We start from the raw sequence: 21,255 nt of genomic DNA, 5'->3' as shown, positions 1-21,255 counted from the left end.
AATTTAGGCACTACCAAAAAGCACTATGCCTTTATTTGTCCCTATAAATCCGTAATTTAGCAAACAAATATATAATATATGGGAACTGTATTTGAATTTGAGGACTGGTTAAACGAAAATAAGGACAGAATTTTATTGGTACATTCAATAGGTGAAGAACTTGTTAAAAAACTTGATGATAACGGTGTAAAATATATAGTGTCAGATAATGGTGCTGTTACCTTTGAAAATTGTTCTGATGATTTATTGGAAGAAATAAAAAAAGCTAAAGCTAATTTTAAGAAATGAATCAATGAGAATTTTATTTATCGTTGTCATTAAAAATGTCCTTGTAGGCTGTTTCCATGCTGACAATTTCTTCTTCAGTCAACTTAGCAAAATCTTTGCGCCGCCTGTTAGGGAACGCGCCCTTGTTTTGATGTAAGAACATAATCATCAAATTAATATCTTTATCCGGCATATCAACAATGTTCTGCAACTCCCGTTTCAATTCGTCGTAGTGCTGTATAAACTTTAACTCTTCCGGCATATCCTGGTTAATCGTTTCCTGTATGGTTTGGGCTAAAAACACACATTGCGCTGTCAGGTCGGGATAACGAAAATAAGCTTCGACTTCTTCGGGATTAGTGACCTCTAATGTTCCATCCGCTTTTTTGGTGTAACTGATTTGTTGAATTAGCGGCTTTGAATATTGTTCCAAAGCACTGTTATATTCCTGCATGTTGTTGAGCATGTGCGCGGATACAGGAATAATTAAACCATCTGGCACCACGCCATCCTTAACCAGCATGTCGTGTATCAGGAAACGATGTAATCTTCCGTTTCCATCCTCAAATGGATGAATAAACACAAATCCAAAAGCGACCAATGCCGCTCTTATGATAGGGTATGTACCTTCGGTTTTATCTGCGGCTATCTTTAGCCCATCCATTAATGAAGCCAAATATTGTGGTGGCGGACAGATATAATGGATTAGTTCATTGCCATAAGGTAGCGACTGGCCAATATAGTTTTGAAAATCGCGAAAGCCTGGAGAAGTAAAGCGGGGGTCAACAATCGAATTTTGTAATGTGGTCAAACTTGCTTCACTAAGCATTTTTTCGCTCGGCTCTCTGCCGGCTTGCATTAATAGCGCAATAAATCGGTTCATCCGCTCTGCCGATGGTTTTTCCTTTTCTATTTCATAGGAGGAGCGGGTTTCTTTACTATACAGGTAATTGGTGGCCCTCCGAAAAACATCTGCCGAATAATTTGCCTTTAGGTTTTCGATCTGCGATCTAATGTCTGTGCTTAATAGTTGATTTAAAACGGTCGTTCTTCTGATTACCGGGCAAAATAAAAAAGTACCTAATAAATTATTATTGATCCTCCAGCGGTTATCTTTTATGGTGCGGCCTGTTATATATTCGGGTTCCTCCAGTAGATCGGTATAATTACCTGAAATAAGGTAAGGTAAGTCTAATACTATACCACAAAGAAATTCATATAAAAATCCGATTTTACGTGCGTACTTGCCTGATGGGGATACCGAAATGAAATCTATAATTTCTTGTGGGCTGAGCTGATTGAAAACCGCTTTTAGAAATGGAAGATCTAAATCATCATATTTTAAGGAAAAAACGACATGTGCTAAAGGCGTATCTTCGTCCGGTATATATTTTCTACCGTAAATTTGACTTACCTCACCTTGAGCGTTTAGTTCCACTTTCTCATTGTTCCCTATATAAGAGTTATGTGTTAAGCGGTATTTTTTAAGATTAAAATGCTCCCGGAGCCATAAATTCCCTACAGTTTTTAATGCCATATTCTACTGTAAAATTGATTTTTATACTGTATTATAATTATAATTATATAAATGTACGGTAAAACAATTATCAATACAATGTTTTAGCAGAAATCAGTAAAATACTACTGTAATTCAGGACTGCCTAAGGTATTATGATTTAATAACTAGGTTAACTACTGTAAAATGATTAAGGTTGCCTTAAAATGGCAGGCACTGCCTGCCATTTTAAATTATAGAGTTGATAAGATCATCCATTACAGGATCACCTATATCATCTAAATAAATGTCGGTCGTTTTAGTATCCTCGTGTCCTAATGATTGTCCTATCATTTCTTTGGACATGCCGTTTACTCGTAAAGCGGTTGCATAAGAGTGCCTGGCTACGTATGTCGTTACATTTTTTTCAATGCCAACAGATTTAGCTAATTCTTTAATATCCTTATTTACCCTTTTTAATATTTTCTTTTTCCGGTCACGAATGGAGAGTGCGGTCATGTGCCTTTTGTATAAGATCGGAAAGATATAACCAGCATCGCTATTGCCCTCCAGGTTCCGGTAATAAGCCAGCATCTTCAGTGCAACAGGATGTAATTTAAACTGAAATTCCTCTTTGGTTTTGGCCCTGAAATAATTTAATTCGCCATCTTTGACATTGCCCCATTTTAAACTGGCCAAATCTGTAAAGTTTAGGCCCCTGCAATAAAAGCTAAATAAAAAGTAATTGCGCGAGTTCAGTACGGCATCGTCCTTAGCATCAATTTCCACTTCTGCGATCTTATCTATTTGAGCTTTCGTGATAGCGCGTTTTTTTGTACGTGGATTGTTATACTTTGAAAATGCAAAATCTTTAAAAGGATAATGTTTTTCCGGACAGATTTTATCACTGATCGCTGTTCTCCACACTGTACGGAAAGTACGGAAATAAACGCTCCGTGTGGTTACCGCACAATTCCGCCCTAACAGGTATGCCTCAAACTTCTTTAAAAAATCGAGTTGCATATTTACAAAAGCATGATCCTTACCTTCGGTAAACCTTTTTAGACAATTTAAGGTCGATTGGTAAGTTTCAGCATAACCTAACCTTTCTTCAACTTTTAGTCTTTTGATCTCTGCCTCGAAAAAGCTAAAAAGAGATTTGGCTTTAATATCCTTATCTGTATTTGTTAGTTTTAGAACAAATTGTTTAACATCGTCAAAACTAACCACCGTCTCCTCCTCACCCGCATTCAGTAGGTAGAGATCAATTTTAGAAGTGATGTTTTTCAACAATAGGTTAATAGTCTTGAAATCAGGATGAGATTTCTTAGCGCACCCTGATATATGATCCCAATGTTCGGGATTGCTTGATTTTTTGGTCGTCACGAATTGGCTTTGCCTGTTGATCGTGATTCTTAACATAATTGGATATTCTCCATTGGTCAGCACTTTATTTGTGCGTAAAATAACCTTAGTTGAAATTGACATAATGCAAGGGGCCGTTAGTTAGTGCAAGGGGTTTTAATATTGGGTACAACATAGGTACAACAAGTTGTGTCTAATTCTGATTAAGCAAACTCACTAAAACTTATATAACATGCTGTTAATCATAAATATAGAAATAAATTTACAAACTGCAAAATTTAAAATAACGTCGAAAATCAGGCATGGCATGCAAGAGGTCATCGGTTCGACTCCGATATTCTCCACTCAGACACTTAATGCACCTGGTAATCAGTTATTTAGCTACTCACCAGGTGCTTACTCTGACAAAACTCTGCCGCAGACCCCCAATTTCGGGGCCATGAGAACGGCAGAAATCACCTACACAACCCCCAAATTATTCAAGGGAAAAAAGATCGATCAGGTTCCGAAAGGCTCTACAAAAGCCCGCGAGGAAGCCAAGCAAAGCTGGTACATCGAATTTTTCTTTTACGACCCGGCAACCAAAAACATGGAGCGGTTCAGGTTCAGCAAGAATTTGAACAGGGTAAAAGAACCAAAAGAAAAACAACACCTATTCAATCAACTCTTAGAAACGTACATAGAAGCCTTAGACGGCGGTTGGAGCCCCATTGACGAAAGAAGCAATGACAAACTAAAGCGGCAGATCGTTTCCCTTTCTCTTGATGAAGGCAAAAACCTTTTCGAAGCCTACCACCAGGCAAAAGGAACCCGCAAAAAATCCATTCAATCGTATCTATCAAAAGTTAAAATGTTTATGGCCTATTATGGCGAACATAAAAAGGTAACCGAGATTACCGATTTCGAGATCACCCAATTTTTAGATCAACACGAACGAACTGAAAAATGGATGGGTGTAACCTATAATAATGCCCGTATTTCGCTGAATAATTATTTCCGCTACCTTAAAAAGAACAAATACATCGAGGTTAACCCGGTAACGGATACAGAAACAAGACGGAAATTAGCGACCGAATCCCATCAGGTATTTTCCGACGACGATTTTAAAGCAATCATAGACTGGCTTCAGGCTAACGATCCTTATTGCCTGCTATTCGTCAGGATGATCTATTACACCTGTATCCGGCCTAAAGAGTTGCGTTACCTGCAATTAAAATTTATCAATTTAGAAAGCAGCACGATCACAATACCCGCATCCATTGCCAAGAATAAAAAATCACTGCCGGTGCATATTGATGTGAGTTTAAGGAAAGAGCTGGATAAACTTGCCATTCCAAAATACCCCAGGGAATATTTTCTATTAGGATCCCCGGACACTATCATAGCCGAACAGAAGATCGGCGAAAATACGCCTTATGACCGTTTCCAAAAATGCCTTAAAGCTTTAAAACTAAAGGATAAGAATTATACATTGTATTCTTTCAAGCATTTTTCCAATGTCAAAAAATTTAAAGCGGGCTGGACGCTGGCCGAAATATGCTTTGCCAACCGGCATAGCAGTTTGGTAGAAACGGAAACCTACCTGAAAGACCTGTTAAAATTCGTACAATCCGATAAGTTGATCCCTGCTATATAAGGCTATTTCTTTTTCCTCACTGATCCCAAAAGGATTTCGGCCATAAACCGTTCCTTTTGGGATTTCTTTTCTAAATGCTTTGTCGGGAAGTGCAGCGTATGTATCTCGCTGATCTTTTTGGTAATATCGGAAAGCATAGGTATTGAATTGATCAGCCCCTCTAATTTCCGTTCTTTTGCATCCAGCTTGACGATCAGTTCCACTAACCGTTGGACGATCAGCTTTACCGGTATCTCTCCCCGTTCAATTTGTAACAACAATTCGGCTATCTCCAAATTTTGCTCTTTTACTTTTTCTGGTAACATATATCCTTGTTAAACTACAAACCTCAGCGTTAGCACCCTTTTATTTTCGGAGTGTCCCAAAGCGGTGATTTATTGAAATACCCTTTGAATAATGCCGTAGAACCGCTGGTATTTGGTATCTAACATAAAGAGAACTCATAACGCACTAAAGACCAATAACTTAATAATAAACCTTCGCCATTCCTTTTAACTCCCATTTTACCATCCCGCATCCCCTCACTTTTGGCTTAACAAAAACAACAAGCCATGATACGAAACACAGTCATCCGAAAATTAGCCTATCAAAAGGTTACCCCACGGATAAACAGATCAACCGTATATAACCGCCGGAAGGTCGGAGCGGCAATGCGTCCGTTTGCACCGTTAGGTGCAAACTCAATCGCTAAAAACCAGAAGGATTAAAGGCGGCCCGAAGGGCTTAATCAAAGACAGAAAACGAAGTTTTACCAACGACCGCAAGGGAGCAGACCAAACACACCAGTGTTTGGCAAGATGTACGTTTGTCTACACAAACGGATCTTGCCCGCTCCTTTCAGTCGGGGAATGACCGCTGCGGAACTTGCGGTCATAGGATTTTAAAATGTGTATTTATGGCTAGGCCAAAGACCGATAACAGGGAACAACTTTATACGAAAGTAGTGCGCACCAGGGTGACCAAAGCCAACTATGAACGCCTGGAAAAACTATTAACCAACAGCAATTGCAGATCTATCGGCGAAGTTGCGCGTAAGATACTTTCCAAAGAAAAGATCCTATGCCTTTATAAGGATGTAACACTGACCGGTACAATGGAAGAATTAAGCCGCATCCGAAAGGAACTTAAAGCCATTGGTATCAATATCAACCAGCTCACCCGTGGTTTTAACAGTTCACGGAACGAAGCCGGGCAAGCCTTTTATTCACAAAAAGCAATTGAACGCTCCAAAGAGATCGACGGCAAAATAGACCGCCTGATGATCCTGGTTACCTCACTAACAAAGAAATGGTTGCAAGAATAAAAAGCGGTAAAAGCATCCGGGGGCTGCTCAATTATAATGAAAACAAGGTTAGCGCCGGAGCGGCGCAACTCATTATGGCCAGCCTGTTCGGTACGGAACTGGAAAACCTGAAGTTTTCCGACAAGCTGAATCGCTTTCAGCATTTAACCGAACTCAACGACCGGGTTAAAACCAATTCGGTACATATCATGCTCAACTTTGATGAAAGTGAAAAACCAGCCACACTTAGGATGCAGCAGATCGCAGCAGCTTACATGGACAAGATCGGTTTCGGCGACCAGCCTTATTTGGTTTACAATCACAATGATGCCGCACATGCACATATCCATATCGTTACGACCAATATTGAAGCGGACGGCAACCGGATCAGTTTGCACAATATTGGTAAAACATTGTCAGAACCTGCGAGAAAGGAATTAGAACTTGAGTTTGGATTAGTTAAGGCGGACGGTAAAGCAATAAATAAGGCTAACCGGATCAAGCCGATAAGCATTGAAAAAGCCGTTTACGGCAAAACTCCAACCAAACGCGCGATTACCAACGTCGTGAGCGCCGTGGTCAGTCAATACAAATTCACTTCGTTACCTGAATTTAATGCAGTGTTAAAGCAATTCAATGTGGTTGCAGACCGTGGCAAAGAAGACTCTCTAATGTTTGAAAAGAAGGGGCTGATCTATTCGGTACTGGACGAGAAGGGTAATAAGATCGGAATACCATTTAAAGCCAGCAGCCTGAATAATAAACCGACTTTGAAAAACCTGGAAGCCAGGTTTGCGCAGAACGAAGAAAAGCGCAAACCATTTAAAGAAGATCTGAAAAGTAATATCGAAAAAGCATTCAGAAATTATAAAGGGATAACCAAAGGCACCTTCGTTAAGGAATTGCAAAAGCAAAATATTGTAGCCCTATTCCGGCAGAATGAGCAGGGCATCACCTATGGAGTAACTTTTATAGACAACTATAATAAAACGGTTTTCAATGGCAGCGACCTGGGCAAAGCCTATACCGCAAAAGGATTGAATGAAAGGTTCAGCAACGTTGATCAGCCTAAAGCGACCTACCTGTCAAACGCGCCGAAAACGGAGTACTTAAAATCTGACGAACCGACAGAGCAATACCTGCAACCTTCGGCATTTGACAAACTGCTCAACAACCTGATGGGTAAAGGCGGGGATGGTAGTGCGCCGCTCGTTACCCGCAAAAAGAAGAAGAAACAGGAACAGGGCAAGGGACTGTAAAACTAACAAATTTTAAAGGAGGACATTATATGAATACCGGGGAAGATACACAGGGACTACGCAAGATCATCGACTTTACAAGATTGATCAGCATATTTATATTAGCGGTACATTTTTATATCGCCTGTTTTGCAGCATTTCAGCAATGGCACTTTACCGCAGATATTACGACACGTATCGTCAGCAATATTGCCAAAACAGGCTTATTCAATAATATCTGGAAACCCAAACTTGCAGCTTTGTTAATGTTGCTTGTTTCTTTAGTTGGTGCCAAGGGCCGGAAAGATGAAAAGATAGATAAACGTGCCATTATTGCTTACTTATTAAGCGGACTGTTCATCTACTTTATCAGCCAGCTTTGTTTTTACTTGTCCGCGCCTGCAACTGTTATCACGTTAACCTATATAGCGTTTACCGCTACGGGCTACCTGTTGATCCTGACCGGTGGCACTTTATTATCGCGACTGATCAAAGTGGCATTGACCAATGATATATTTAATACGGAGAACGAAACCTTTCCCCAGGAGGAAAGGCTATTGGAAAACGAATATTCCGTCAACCTGCCTGCCAGATATAAGCTTAAAAATGAGGTGCGGAATAGTTGGATCAACTATATCAATCCCCACAGGGGACTTTTGGTGGCGGGCAGCCCCGGTGCCGGGAAAAGCTATTTTGTGATCCGGCATATCATTGATCAGAACATTCGGAAAGGAACAAGCCTGTTTTTATATGATTTCAAATACGACGACCTTTCAAAGATCGCCTACAACAAACTGTTAAAGTATCATGGTAACTACAAGGTTAAGCCCAATTTTTACATCATCAACTTTGACGACCTGAACCGAACCCATCGCTGTAACCCGCTCGATCCTGCGGGCATGGATGATATTACGGATGCGACCGAAGCCAGCCGCACCATTATGCTGGGCTTGAACAGGGACTGGATTAAAAAGCAGGGTGATTTTTTCGTGGAAAGCCCTATTAATTTCTTAACCGCTATTATCTGGTATTTGCGCAGGTATAAAAATGGCCGGTATTGTACCTTACCTCATGTGATAGAACTGATGCAGGCCGATTACGATCCTTTGTTTGCTGTGTTGCAAGAGGAAGAAGAGATCAAAGTATTGATCAATCCTTTTGTGTCCGCATTTAAAAATGGCGCGAAAGAACAATTGGAAGGGCAGATCGCCAGTGCCAAGATTGGCCTGGCGCGGTTATCATCACCGCAACTATATTATGTATTGTCTGGCAACGATTTTACACTGGATGTAAACAATCCAAATGAACCCAAGATCGTTTGCGTAGGGAATAACCCGCAAAAGCTACAGGTCTACGGGGCTGTACTTTCACTGTATATTTCCCGCATGATCAAACTGGTCAACCGTAAAGGCCAGCTCAAAAGCAGCCTGATCTTTGACGAGTTCCCAACCATATTTTTTAATAATATCGACAGCGTGATCGCAACTGCCCGTAGTAATAAAGTGGCAACCACCTTAGCGGTACAGGATTTGAGCCAGTTAAAAAAGGATTACGGGCATGACCAGGCCGAGGTAATTATGAATATTGTGGGTAATGTGATCAGCGGGCAGGTCAGCGGAGATACTGCTAAACAGCTTTCAGAGCGCTTTGGTAAGATCATGCAGGACAGGACGAGTATCAGTATCACCAGCGAGGATACATCAACCAGTAAGTCAAAACAGTTGGATTATGCCATACCTGTTTCCAAAATAGCGGCTTTGTCCTCCGGCGAATTTGTCGGCATGGTTGCCGATGATCCTAATAATAAAATTAACCTGAAAGTTTTCCATAGTGAAATACAGAACGATCATGAAGTGATCAAGCGGGAGGAAGATAATTACAGGCCTATTCCGGTAATTAAAAATGTATCAGCAACGGAAATACAGGAGACGTATGCCAGGATCAAAGATGAGATCAATAACCTGTTCTTCGTTGAACTGGAGATGATCAAGGCGCGGAATGAAGCCGAAGCAGAGCTGGGTGCAGCATCAGCAGTGCGGCAGGCGAATGAAATTTTAAACGAGGTTGCGGAAGATAAGGGCAATCATCGCTCAGTTTCTATGTAATTACAATCCGTCTACCCACTGATTTACGAATTGGTAAATAATCACGAAAGTTTTTGCGGATTTTTAATCATTTAGCAGTGAAAATTTGATTTTAACACTTTCTAACCCTTTAATTTCAACCATTTATTTACTTTGCGTTCAATTATTGTTAAATTCGTTTTAAGAATACACGCTCTTGGCAACGCAAAGCACTCCTTCGGATCAGGAATTGGTTGACTTATTAAAGTCGGGAAACCATGCTGCGTTCACCGAACTCTACAAGCGTTACTGGACCGTTTTATTCCATCATGCCCGCAAGATGTTGCAGGACGAGGACGCCGCGGTAGATATTGTACAGGACGTATTTACCACCATCTGGATCAAAAGCGCTGAAATCAACATTAACATTTCTATCAAGGCATATTTATATGCCGCGGTACGAAACCGTATCGTCAGCAGCATCCGCCACAGTAAAGTACACGAAAGCTATTTGGATTCCTTGGTCACTATTATTGAAAAAGGTGAAATGGTAACCGACGAACAGGTACGCTACCGGGAGTTTTCGGCACAGATCGAAATGGAGATCAGCAAGTTGCCCCCAAAAATGCGGGAGGTATTTGAACTCAGCCGCAAGGAAGGTCTTTCCCATAGCCAGATCGCGCAGGAACTGAACATTGCGGATGAAACCGTCAAAAAACAAATCTACAAGGCTATGAAGACGCTTCGCCTGAAGCTGGATGCCTTTTTGTTTACCCTGCTGCTCTGATCAGAGGACCCAGACTTCTCCCTATAAACTCTACCTTAAATTATTATTAAATTTTTTTCAAACCGCGTACCACTTGTGGCCCGGTTGTGCGTCATCATACAAAAAGGGACAGCTATTACCAAACAATGGATCAAAAAAACGCCAAAGCACTGATCGACAAATACCTTGTGGGTGAATGCACACCCGAAGAACAGGCACAGGTCGAAACCTGGTATAACCAATTAGCTGCCCGGCAAAAAGATTTGCCGGAATTGCCCGATTACGATGTGCGCAATGCACAGATCACGGCAGGCTTACCGCCTGATCCCGATGCCCAACCCAAAGTCATCCGATTATGGCCGCGTGTCGCCGCCGCCGCGTCGATCCTGGTATTCCTCGGATTGGGCTTTTATTTTTATCAGCAAAACAAACACCAGCCACAGCCTGCGGCTTTAATGGCCAAAAACGATATTAAGCCGGGTAGCAATAAAGCGGTGTTAACGCTGGCTAACGGGCAGCGGATTATTTTAACAGGTGCCAAGAACGGCCAGCTTGCCGCCCAAGGTAATACGGCGATCAATAAAACAGCCGACGGCCAAGTAGCTTATGACGCTCAATTTGGTAAAGACAACGCCACTCCTAAACTCGCTTACAACACCATCACTACCCCACGTGGTGGTCAATACCAGGTAATGTTACCCGACGGCAGCCATGTTTGGCTGAACGCCGCTTCCTCGATCACATTTCCTACGGCTTTTAAAGGTAAAGACCGTGCGGTAGCTATTACCGGCGAAGTTTATTTCGAGGTGGCGCATAATAAGGCGATGCCATTCCGGGTAAGATCTAACGGGCTGACGGTGGAGGTATTGGGTACGCATTTCAATATCAATGCCTATAATGATGAGCCGAGTATGAAAACCACTTTATTGGAAGGTAGTGTGCGTGTCACTAAGGGTAGCCGGATGGCCGTTATCAAACCGGGTGAACAGGCCACTATCGCGGATGCGGGAAATATCATGGTTAAAAATGTAGACACGGAAGAAGTCGTAGCCTGGAAAAACGGCCTGTTCCAGTTCAAGAATACGGATTTGCCAATAGTGATGCGCCAGTTATCACGCTGGTATGATGTGCAGGTCGAATATGAAGGAAAGATGCCGCAAACGGTATTCAATGGTAAGCTGCACCGGAATGTGAATGCTTCGCAGGTGCTGGACATCCTCAAATACTTCAATGTGAATTTCCGGATCGAAGGAAGCGGAAGCCAAAAGAAAATAATTGTAACACCCTGATAGATTGATTAACCCTTAAAACACAAATTTGCCTATGGCTTAAGCTTACAAAAGAACAAAAGAGACAAACGGTTACAAAAGAAAAAACCGCAGGAGTGGTCGAAGACTCCTGCGGAAATATCCGGGTTAACCCTTCCCGACGGATCGGGATAAAAAACAATTGGTGAACTATTTTCTGTATTAACCCAAACATTGCAAATCTAATGAATTTAAACGCGATTACGATGGCAAAGCCGGAGGCATGGCCCCCTCCCCAGCGATCTCTGCCGAATGGCCCTGTTTTCACCCGGAATCTTCCGTCCTTAAAAAGTATCTTGATGCGGATCAACTTAATTACCCTTCTTTTAATGATCGGCTTGCTACAGGCCAGCGCTTCTGTAGTGTTGGGCCAGGTTACGCTCAAAGAGAGCCATGTCCCTTTGGAAAAGGTGTTGCATAACATCGAAAAACAAACCGGTTATGTTTTCCTGTACACGGGTAAGGATGTGCAGAATTTAACGATTAGTGTGGATGTGAATAACGTGCCGGTTACCGAGGCTTTGGATAAATGTCTGAAGGATCTGCCGCTGAGTTATAAGATGGTGGATAAGAATATTTTGTTGAAACGGAAGGTTTCAGCGCCGACTGTGGTCAAGCCTGTTGCACCCGTGAAAATATCGGGTAGAGTTACAGATTCGTTAAACAAGCCTTTGCCCGGTGCTACGGTAAAGAATAAGAATAACAATAAGGCGGTTTTAACGAATGAGAACGGGGAGTTTTCGCTGGACGGGAATGCTGGTGATCAGATCGTGGTGAGTTTTATTGGTTACAATATCTATACGTTTTCGATGACGGATGATATGGCGGTCCAGAATGTTGTGTTGTACGAAGCGGTTAGTAGGCTGAATGAAGTAGTGGTGAGTACAGGTTATCAAACAGTTGCAAAAGAACGAGCTACAGGAAGCTTCGTCTATGTTGACAATAAACTATTAAATCGAAGTGTCGGAACGAACATTATAGACCGGCTGGATGGAGTAACCAGTGGATTGATTTTTAACAAGAACACTAATGGTGTTACAGATAACTCTTCAGCAATCACAATTCGAGGCAGAAGTACAATTTTCGCGAATCCCAATCCATTGATAGTCATCGATAACTTTCCATACAACGGGGACCTATCTTCAATAAACCCTAATGATGTACAATCTATTACAGTTTTAAAGGATGCCGCAGCAGCATCAATATGGGGCGCATTTTCAGGTAACGGAGTAATCGTAATTACAACAAAAAAAGGCAAATTTAATCAGGCACCAAAAGTTGAAATCAATAGTAACCTAACTATTGGAAACAAGCCGGATCTACGATATGCGCCACAACTTTCATCAACACATTATATCGATGTTGAACAATATTTATTTAAACAGGGTTTTTATGATAACGCTTTAACAAGTACATCCTTTCCTGTCGTATCTCCAGTAGTTGACATCCTTGATAAAAGAAGGAGCGGATTAATATCATCATCAGATTCCGCAACAGCTATTAATCGCTATAAAGGACAGGATACGCGCGATGATGTGGTAAAATACCTTTATAGAAAGGCCGTTAATCAGCAATACAATATTAATATTTCAGGTGGCGGAAATAACAACCTGTATTACTTTAGCTCCGGCTTCGATAAAAACTTAAATAACCTTAACCGTAATGACTTTGACCGTATAAGTTTAAATGGATCTAATACTTACACCCTTTTAAATAAAAAGCTCGAAGTAACAACCAATGTATATTTTACAAAGAACAAAGCCGATAATAACGGATTGAATTCATTAGGATTTCCTTATCCCTACGTCAAACTTAAAGACCAAAATGGAAATGCAACTAACGTACCTTATCAATACAGACAAGGCTATATCGACACAGCTGGGCATGGCAATCTATTAAACTGGAATTACCGCCCACTTGATGAACTTGCGCTGAATGACAATTCCGCTACCCTGACTGAATATAGGATCAATGCCGCAGTACGCTACAGCTTCTTTAAAGGACTAAATGCATCCGTTCAATACCAGTACGATCAGGGAAATTCCGATCAAAAATCCTTTTATGATGCGCAAAGTTATTATACAAGAAATTACATTAATCAGTTCACGCAATATGATCCGTCATCTAATACCTACACCAGACCCGTTCCTACAGGCAGTATATTAGACCAGGCATATCAATCTTCAATCTCTCAAAATATCCGTGCCCAAACTAATTATGAACATGAATGGAATAATGGTAATAGCTTATCGGCTTTAGCTGGTATCGAAGTCCGGGACATCACTACAAATTATACCAGTAACAGGATATATGGCTACGACGATTTAGGTTCAAGTGCAGCAATAGATTATAAAACTACTTATTTATTAATGCCAACTTATTCAGTCAGCAATATAAGTTCCAACCTCTCACATTTAGGCACGACCAACAGGTTCGTCTCGTATTTCACTAATATCGCCTATACTTTGAAAGGTCGCTATGTGTTTTCCGGAAGCGCAAGAAAGGATGAAGCTAACATATTTGGCGTAAATACCAATCAAAAAGGGATACCACTATGGTCATTAGGAGCGAGCTGGGATTTAAATAAAGAGAAGTTTTATCATTTAAACTGGCTTCCGTACCTACGGCTAAGGGTAACCAATGGCTATCAGGGAAATGTAGATAACTCATTATCTTCATTGGTGACAGCAACTATTGATCCTCAAACCATTAATAATTACCAGCAACCTTACTCAACGTTATCAAACCCGCCAAATCCCCAGCTAAAGTGGGAAAAGGTAAATATCACGAATTTCGGCGCAGATTTCGCATTTAGTCATGTTCTAAGCGGCAGTTTGGAATACTACATCAAAAGAGGCACGGATCTGATTGGAACCAGTTTGGTCGATCCAACCACGGGTGTAAGCACTTTTACAGGCAATTCAGCCGATATGACCGGCAGAGGAATAGATATTATTTTAAATACTATAAACGTTAACGGAGTTTTCAAATGGAATACTTCATTTTTGTTAAGTCATTCTACAGATAAGGTAACCAAATATCTTCTGAAACCTTCGAGTGTCGACAATGCACTCAGTTCCAGCATCAATCCAATCGTAGGTAATCCTTTATATTCTTTATATGGATTTGAATGGGGCGGACTTGATGCAACAGGTGATCCCCAGGTTTATTTAGATGGCAAATTAAGTAAAGACTATTCTGGCATTTATAACTCCACGAACTTAGCCAACCTTAAATATCAGGGTACTACGAACCCTACCACTTTTGGGAGTATAAGAAATGATTTTTCATGGAAACAGCTCACGCTGTCCGTTAACATTACCTATAAGTTTGGGTATTATTTTAGACGGCCTTCTATAAACTACAGCCGGCTTTTCGCGGGTGACGCAAATTTCTCTGACAAGGATTTTGAAGGCCGATGGCAAAAGGTCGGGGATGAAACAAAAACCAATGTACCATCATTGACCTATCCCGGTAATGATTTAAGAGACCAGGTTTATTATTTTTCCAGCGTATTGGTAGACAAAGGTGATCATGTCCGGTTACAGGACATTAGCATAAGCTATGATATTAATAAACAGCAATTCACCAAGCTGCCATTTTCAAATATCCGGGTATATGCTTACATCAATAACATTGGCATTCTTTGGCGGGCAAATAAAGATGGTGTAGACCCAGACTATGTCCCAAACGGAAATGCTATATATCCAAACCCCAGAACTTTTGCTTTAGGACTAAAAGCCAGTTTTTAAAATTTAATATCATAAAGATGAAAAGACTTACCTATATAATATTCGGACTCTTAATGTGTTCAATCTCACTTATGCTGAGTTGCAAAAAGTCCTTCCTGGATAAAAAACCGGCAACGAATCTAAACGTGCCAAGCTCTTTGAGTGATCTGCAATTGCTTTTGGATAATACACAAGATATTAACCGGAGCCCGGTCTTAGGCGAGCTATCCGCTGATGATTACTACCTGTCCTCAACTGCCTGGAGCAGTTTAGTGGTGCCTTATCAGGCAAATTCTTATATCTGGGCGAAAGATATTTTTGCAGGGAATGGGCAAATTGCCGATTGGAATGCTCCCTATGCCGAAATTTTGACTACTAACGTTGTACTGGAGCAATTAAATAAGATAGAAAGAAATTCGGCAAACGGTGCGGATTATGATAATATTAAAGGCAGCGCACTGTTTATGAGGGCGTTTATATTTTTCGATCTAGCGCAGGTATTCGCTCTCCCATATGACAAAAATACCGCTGGTTCAGATTTAGGAATTCCAATACGCTTAACGGCAGACATAAATGCTGCTTCAACAAGAGCAACTTTGCAAGCTACCTACGACCAGATCATATCTGACATTATAAAAGCCAAATCGTTGTTAAGTGTTGATTACGTGAAAAATTACTTTAACCGCCCCACTAAGGCTGCAGCCTATGGATTTCTGTCTCGTATTTATTTAAATATGAGGAATTATGAACAGGCAGGTCTATACGCAGATAGTGCGTTATTACTGCACAATACCTTGATTGATTACAATCAAATAAGCAAAACGTCAAGATCTCCATTTCCGCTCATCAATGATGAGATACTTTACAACAACTATTTGGTTGGCAGCACGCCAACCATTTCAATATTTAAATCAGTTGGATATTCGATTGATACTTTACTTTACCGTTCCTATTCATCAAACGATTTACGAAAGGCTGTCTACTTTTCGATCAACGGCACTACGATCAATCAAAAGGGGGGCTATTCAGGGGGCAGAAACGTATCTAACGAAATCGCCACGGACGAATTATATTTAAACAGGTCCGAATGTTATGCAAGAGCGGGAAAGAATGACAAAGCCTTAAATGATCTGAACGCACTTTTGTCTAATCGTTATAAAACGGGAACTTATATCCCATTTGTAAACCTATCCGGCACTACTTTACTAAATACCATCTTAACAGAGCGAAGAAAGGAGCTTGTTATGCGTGGCCTTCGCTGGAATGATATCCGACGTTTAAATAAGGAAGGTTTTAATATTACGCTGACGAGAAGCTTAAATGGAAACGTGTATGTATTGGCTCCAAATGATCCCCGTTACGTTTTACCCATTCCCCCCGATGTAATTGCGCTGTCAGGTATACAACAAAACAATAGGTAAGAAATCAATTTTTTAATAATTATTATGAAAAATATTCTTTTAACGGGTCTTATGGCCATTGGCATTACTAATTTTTCTTTTTCAAGTTTTAACGGACAAAAAATGACCCGTTGCGTTAGCGAATCTTTCACTAAAACGGATACGACCACTTTAACAAATTTTGTTTTTAAAGACCAACTGAATAAAGATGTTCGTCTATCAGATTTTAGTGGAAAGTTAGTTGTGGTTGATATTTGGTATTCCGGCTGCGGGGCATGTATAGAATGTAATAACGGTTTGAAAATAGTTCACGAACAGCTAAAAAATGAAAATATAACTTTTGTCAGCTTATGCGTAGATAAAGATTCGAAAATGTGGAAATTAAGTATTGGGAAACGGAAAAAGTCAAAAGTCAACCCCTGGGCGGGAAAATACCGACCGGCAGATGGCACAATAACATTGTTCACCGGAGGAACTGGGTCAAAGAATGATTTCATAAGGAAATGTGTACCTAAGAATTCATACCCGCAATTATTAGTAATTGGAGTAAACGGCGAAATTCTTTCAACTGATCCCCCTCGTCCTGATCATCAGCCTGAAAGTTTGGTCAGTTATCTAACTCTACACATGTAAAGTAGAATACAAAGAATACGCTATTGTGGTTTTGAAATTGGGACAATTTTCCTATTAAAATAGCTACGAATGTTGAAAATCTGATCAACGTTATAAGTTGTCCTAAGGACATCAGTAGTAGAAGATGAAGCAAGCCGAACCTTTTAGTCACCAATGGATATTACAGATAACTGCATATTCGCTGGTTTCGCGCTGTTTATTATTGTCTTGTTGTATATAATCATAAAAATGATCTGGAACCGCATCCAGGGCCATGACGAGCTGGATGGGTTTTTTTTAAAATACTCCCTGTTCTTTTAGTTTTTCATGTCAGTTATGAGAAAAATAATAGTTAATTAATGATAAAGCGCCCGCTGATGGAGCGGCGGGCCTTTTTAAATTCTTACGATGACGACCAGCCTATCAATTGAAGCGTTTCAAAATTACAGATATCCGGGACCTATTATTTATAAGCACAAATTACAAATCGAAACAGCAAGAGGGCTTAATATGCGGTAAGGAATAAAACCTAATTCATGACTGAAGCGCTTGCTGTTTTTTTGAATAACAGTTAAGAGATAAACGGCAAGAGGGCTTAATAAGCGGTAAGGATTAAAACCTATTTCATGACTGAAGCGCTTGCTGTTTTTTGTTATAGAATTTGAATTAATTATTAAAAGATAAACAGCAAGAGGGCTTAATAGGCCGTAAGGGTTTAAACCTATTTTATGACTGAAGCACTTGCTGTTTATTTTTAATAATTACTGTAAAAAAATTAACAGCAAGAGGGCTTAATACGCCGTAAGGGTTAAAACCTATTTTAGGACTGAAGCACTTGCCGTTTACCTTTTGTAACAATCTAACGGCATGGCGCATTATCCGGACACTTAGGATTTTCTTAGATGATGTATTGTGTAGTATCTGAACTTATAACGGCATGGCACATTACCCGTAGTCTGAGGATGAAGACCTAACAAAAGACGTAATCCATGCCGTTGTTTTTTTATCCATGTTCGGTATGGGGCATTAACCGGAAATCAAGGAAGAAGTCAAATCTGTGGGTAAGCCGTGCCGTTTTTTTTATTTAAAAATCATGAATGTTAAACCTATAAATTACACTTATTTCATCGGCATCGATGTTTCAAAAAACAAGCTTGATATTGCGGTGATGGCAGGCAGTAATTTTTTATTTCATCGGGAAATTAAAAATCAACCTGACGATATATTGGCCCTTGTAAATGAATTAAAAGTATTACCAAAGTTCGTGATGACCAGGGCTGTGTTTTGCATGGAGGCTACTGGAATTTATTGCAATCATTTGCTTTCGACGTTGAAAAAGTTCCAGACCAATGTTGTGCGGGAAAATCCCTTGCAGATTTTAAATTCATTGGGAAAGATACGTGGCAAACACGACAAAATAGATTCAATGCGTATCGCTAATTATGCTTACAAGAATCGGCACGAATTGGTGCTAAAAGCCCCCCGAAGGCCGGTGATTGACCAATTAGCCTATTTGTCTGCATTGAGAAAGCGGCTTGTTGCCACGATCAAAGCTTTAAGAACACCACTTAAAGAGCAGCAGTCTTTTATCAAAAAGAGCATTCAGATACAAGTGACCACCCTATCAATCGATAGTTTGAAAGCCCTTCAACTGGATTTAGTGCGGGTGAACGAAGCTATTATGCAGGTGATGAAAGATGACGATAAATTACGGCACATAAACACGATCATTACCTCTGTTCCAAACATAGGGCAGATAACTGCGCTTCAGATTGTGATTGCCACGAATGAATTGCGAGATTTTAACGATGCAAAGAAATTTGCCTGTTATGCAGGAATTGCTCCTTTTCGTGATGAATCAGGACTTCATAAAAACAGACCCAGGGTTTCCCACATAGCCAATAAAGAGATAAAGGCATTATTACATTTATGTGCGCTCGGGGCAATTCGGTGTAATCCTGAAATTAAAGCCTATTTTATCCGTAAAACAGAGGAAGGGAAACCTAAAATGTCGGTCGTGAATGCTGTCCGTTTTAAATTGGTGCTACGAATTTTCGCTTGTTTGAGCCAAGATAGATGCTACATAAAAAATTACGAACGTCCCACTCATGGCATAACTCAAAAGAATCTTGAAACAGTCAATGATGGGTTGATTTAAAGCTGAAAAGAACATATAATCAAGAAATATGGCAGGTGATTTAGGTCGTGTACCGTTTCAAAAAATGCTTAATGATTTCCCGGTCCAGGTTGTCAAGTTGAGCGAATTACCGTCATCCTCTTCTTACCAAACCCACCGCCATTCCTTTTATATGTTGTTTTGGACAATCAAAGGAAAAGGCTATCATCGAATCAATTATTGTAATTATGACCTGCTACCAGGGACTGTTTTTTTTATGCACGAGGGGCATGTTCATCAAATGCTTAAATATCCAGAGGATGGCTATATTATCTTATTCAAACAAACTTTATTAGACGATTATCTGCGTTCCAACCCGCTTGATGAGCAAAATGGGCTTTTTGATTATTTTAACCGGCAGCCATTTGTAATTTTAAACGAATCTGTTACGGCGGTGTTTCAGGTGCTTATTCCTTTAACGGCAAAAGATGCATTAAATGAACCTTTCGGACGTAGTTTAAATATCGAATTATCTCTTTTACTCTTTCAAACCAACCGATTATTTACAAATCCAAATCCTATTCAGGACAACCCGCAGGTTGATCTTATAAGAAAGTTAAGAGTACTTATTAATGCAAATTTTCATACGGAGCGTGACGCACCCTTTTATGGCCGGGCTTTGGGCTTACCTGCCAGGAAGCTAAACGAGATTACACGAAAGCATTTTGGTAAGATGGTTAAGCGGTTAGTCGCTGACCGTCTACTGACGGAATGTGAGGCTTTATTGGGGGGCACCAATATGCTGATTAAGGAAATCATTATTGAACTCAATTTTGCCGATAACGCACACTTCTCCTATTTTTTCAGGAAAGAAAAGAAAATGACACCATCTATGTTTCGTAAGCGGATGCACGACTTACAACAAAATAGGACAGATTGATAATGATTTAATGTATGTTAATTAGGGAAATTTGAAATAATGGATATTTAAATTGTTTGCCTTATAACTCCCCTTTAAGGGAATTAAGGGGAGTTATAAGCAGTACAACATTTAGATATGAATAATAAGCTTCAAAAAATGAATATAACATACTGATACCCAAAGTCACTAAATAAAATGCCAACTAAACCGAAAGTTATTAAAATCAGGGACAGTGAACAGACCCAAAACGACTTGTTAAATTCTGTCGGAAAAGTTTTGGCGGAAAAGGGTTTCCGCGGATTAACTACTAAAAACATCACTACCTTAATTGGTAAGGATAAAAATATTATCCGCTACCATTTCAAAACCTTAAAAGAACTTGAAAAAGCGTATATCAATAAAATAGACTACTGGCCACCAGTTTTAATGGAGGGGCAGTTACGTGACTATACTAATAAAAAAGAACTTGCCGATTTGATTAAATGTATCATGCTGGAAAATTTCAGGCGATTTTTTGATAACAAAGAAATGCAGCAAATTATTCTTTGGCAAATCAGTGAAGCTAACCCTTTGTTAAAATCTATCTCGGAAAGTCGGGAAATTGAAGGTGAAAAGTTGCTAAAATTAACCGATCCATTTTTTGAAAAGACCAATGTTAATTTTCGCGCTGTCATTGCGTTGTTGCTGGGTGGGATTTATTATTTGACACTTCATGGTCGCTATAATAAAAGCACTGTAAGTGGTATGGATATTAATAAAGCAAAAGACAGGGCGGAATTTAAAACGGCGATTGAACAGATATTGGAGTGGGCTTGGCAAGATGACGATAAAAATATGAACGCAAAAAATTAGTTTACCTATATTTACGGAGGATTAAAAAATGACATTACAACACAGAGATACGTTTCATTACATATAATCAACATTCGCATTCACCGTCTTTGGCCTTTGAAAAACCGCTAATTTTTAAAAGGAGAGCCAAGAGCAAGTGCAATGCCCGCTTAAACGCGGGCGTGCTTGTTCATGGCTCTCCGGGTTACTTAGCGGTACCTTCA

General features: G+C 40.1%; 18 protein-coding genes. 15 read left to right on the top strand and 3 right to left on the bottom strand.

Features of this window, described 5'->3' with window-relative positions; translation table 11 throughout:
* Window positions 1–78: 78 nt before the first annotated feature.
* Window positions 79–288, top strand: a complete 210-nt coding sequence (locus tag ABIB50_RS21285) for a hypothetical protein (protein WP_429383073.1) — start codon at window positions 79–81, stop codon at window positions 286–288.
* Window positions 289–301: 13 nt separating this feature from the next.
* Here the strand turns inward: ABIB50_RS21285 and ABIB50_RS21280 are convergent, their stop codons facing one another.
* Together ABIB50_RS21280 and ABIB50_RS21275 are read right to left on the bottom strand one after the other, a co-directional pair.
* Window positions 302–1,804: a Fic family protein gene (locus tag ABIB50_RS21280; protein ID WP_429383071.1), complete on the bottom strand. Its 1,503-nt coding sequence runs from the start codon at window positions 1,802–1,804 to the stop codon at window positions 302–304.
* A gap of 207 nt (window positions 1,805–2,011) precedes the next feature.
* Complete coding sequence (locus ABIB50_RS21275; RefSeq protein ID WP_429383070.1) at window positions 2,012–3,250, bottom strand: phage integrase SAM-like domain-containing protein; 1,239 nt, start codon at window positions 3,248–3,250, stop codon at window positions 2,012–2,014.
* A 109-nt stretch (window positions 3,251–3,359) separates the two neighbouring features.
* Between ABIB50_RS21275 and ABIB50_RS21270 the strand changes: the two genes are divergently transcribed.
* Window positions 3,360–4,763, top strand: a complete 1,404-nt coding sequence (locus tag ABIB50_RS21270; protein WP_429383068.1) for a tyrosine-type recombinase/integrase — start codon at window positions 3,360–3,362, stop codon at window positions 4,761–4,763.
* Between the two features lie 2 nt (window positions 4,764–4,765).
* Here ABIB50_RS21270 and ABIB50_RS21265 read toward each other — a convergent pair whose 3' ends face one another.
* Complete coding sequence (locus ABIB50_RS21265; protein WP_429383066.1) at window positions 4,766–5,068, bottom strand: hypothetical protein; 303 nt, start codon at window positions 5,066–5,068, stop codon at window positions 4,766–4,768.
* 246 nt (window positions 5,069–5,314) lie between these two features.
* On the opposite strand from ABIB50_RS21265, the gene ABIB50_RS21260 reads away from it, so the two are divergent.
* The 13 genes from ABIB50_RS21260 to ABIB50_RS21200 all read left to right on the top strand — a co-directional run bounded on the left by ABIB50_RS21260 (window position 5,315) and on the right by ABIB50_RS21200 (window position 21,052).
* Window positions 5,315–5,470: a hypothetical protein gene (locus ABIB50_RS21260; RefSeq protein WP_429383065.1), complete on the top strand. Its 156-nt coding sequence runs from the start codon at window positions 5,315–5,317 to the stop codon at window positions 5,468–5,470.
* A 188-nt stretch (window positions 5,471–5,658) separates the two neighbouring features.
* Window positions 5,659–6,066 carry a mobilization protein gene (locus tag ABIB50_RS21255; RefSeq protein ID WP_429383063.1) on the top strand — a complete coding sequence of 136 codons (408 nt, stop codon included), beginning with the start codon at window positions 5,659–5,661 and terminating at the stop codon, window positions 6,064–6,066.
* Window positions 6,051–7,304, top strand: coding sequence for a relaxase/mobilization nuclease domain-containing protein (locus tag ABIB50_RS21250; protein WP_429383062.1), 1,254 nt, complete (start codon window positions 6,051–6,053; stop codon window positions 7,302–7,304). Before ABIB50_RS21255 ends, ABIB50_RS21250 begins: the two co-directional genes overlap by 16 nt.
* Before the next feature lie 29 nt (window positions 7,305–7,333).
* Window positions 7,334–9,388 carry a conjugal transfer protein MobC gene (gene mobC, locus ABIB50_RS21245; RefSeq protein WP_429383060.1) on the top strand — a complete coding sequence of 685 codons (2,055 nt, stop codon included), beginning with the start codon at window positions 7,334–7,336 and terminating at the stop codon, window positions 9,386–9,388.
* Window positions 9,389–9,563: 175 nt separating this feature from the next.
* Window positions 9,564–10,133, top strand: coding sequence for an RNA polymerase sigma factor (locus tag ABIB50_RS21240; protein ID WP_429383058.1), 570 nt, complete (start codon window positions 9,564–9,566; stop codon window positions 10,131–10,133).
* 125 nt (window positions 10,134–10,258) lie between these two features.
* Window positions 10,259–11,401 carry a FecR domain-containing protein gene (locus ABIB50_RS21235; RefSeq protein WP_429383057.1) on the top strand — a complete coding sequence of 381 codons (1,143 nt, stop codon included), beginning with the start codon at window positions 10,259–10,261 and terminating at the stop codon, window positions 11,399–11,401.
* A gap of 317 nt (window positions 11,402–11,718) precedes the next feature.
* On the top strand, window positions 11,719–15,171 hold the full coding sequence (locus tag ABIB50_RS21230; RefSeq protein ID WP_429383055.1) for a SusC/RagA family TonB-linked outer membrane protein: 3,453 nt from the start codon (window positions 11,719–11,721) through the stop codon (window positions 15,169–15,171).
* Window positions 15,172–15,188: 17 nt separating this feature from the next.
* Complete coding sequence (locus tag ABIB50_RS21225; RefSeq protein ID WP_429383054.1) at window positions 15,189–16,571, top strand: RagB/SusD family nutrient uptake outer membrane protein; 1,383 nt, start codon at window positions 15,189–15,191, stop codon at window positions 16,569–16,571.
* 24 nt (window positions 16,572–16,595) lie between these two features.
* The gene (locus ABIB50_RS21220; protein WP_429383052.1) at window positions 16,596–17,183 is read left to right on the top strand and encodes a peroxiredoxin family protein; all 588 of its coding nucleotides are present in this window, start codon (window positions 16,596–16,598) and stop codon (window positions 17,181–17,183) included.
* 153 nt (window positions 17,184–17,336) lie between these two features.
* Window positions 17,337–17,483 (top strand): hypothetical protein, encoded by a 147-nt coding sequence (locus ABIB50_RS21215; RefSeq protein ID WP_429383050.1) that lies wholly within the window; start codon window positions 17,337–17,339, stop codon window positions 17,481–17,483.
* 772 nt (window positions 17,484–18,255) lie between these two features.
* Window positions 18,256–19,320: an IS110 family transposase gene (locus ABIB50_RS21210; protein WP_429383048.1), complete on the top strand. Its 1,065-nt coding sequence runs from the start codon at window positions 18,256–18,258 to the stop codon at window positions 19,318–19,320.
* Window positions 19,321–19,348: 28 nt separating this feature from the next.
* Window positions 19,349–20,218 (top strand): AraC family transcriptional regulator, encoded by an 870-nt coding sequence (locus ABIB50_RS21205; RefSeq protein ID WP_429383047.1) that lies wholly within the window; start codon window positions 19,349–19,351, stop codon window positions 20,216–20,218.
* Window positions 20,219–20,395: 177 nt separating this feature from the next.
* Window positions 20,396–21,052 carry a TetR/AcrR family transcriptional regulator gene (locus ABIB50_RS21200; RefSeq protein ID WP_429383045.1) on the top strand — a complete coding sequence of 219 codons (657 nt, stop codon included), beginning with the start codon at window positions 20,396–20,398 and terminating at the stop codon, window positions 21,050–21,052.
* The last annotated feature ends 203 nt before the right edge of the window (window positions 21,053–21,255 follow it).

This window comes from Mucilaginibacter sp. UYCu711, assembly GCF_050433825.1.
Lineage (GTDB): Bacteria > Bacteroidota > Bacteroidia > Sphingobacteriales > Sphingobacteriaceae > Mucilaginibacter.
Note: the sequence above shows the minus strand (reverse complement) of the source record. Positions and strands in the feature narration are given on the sequence as shown.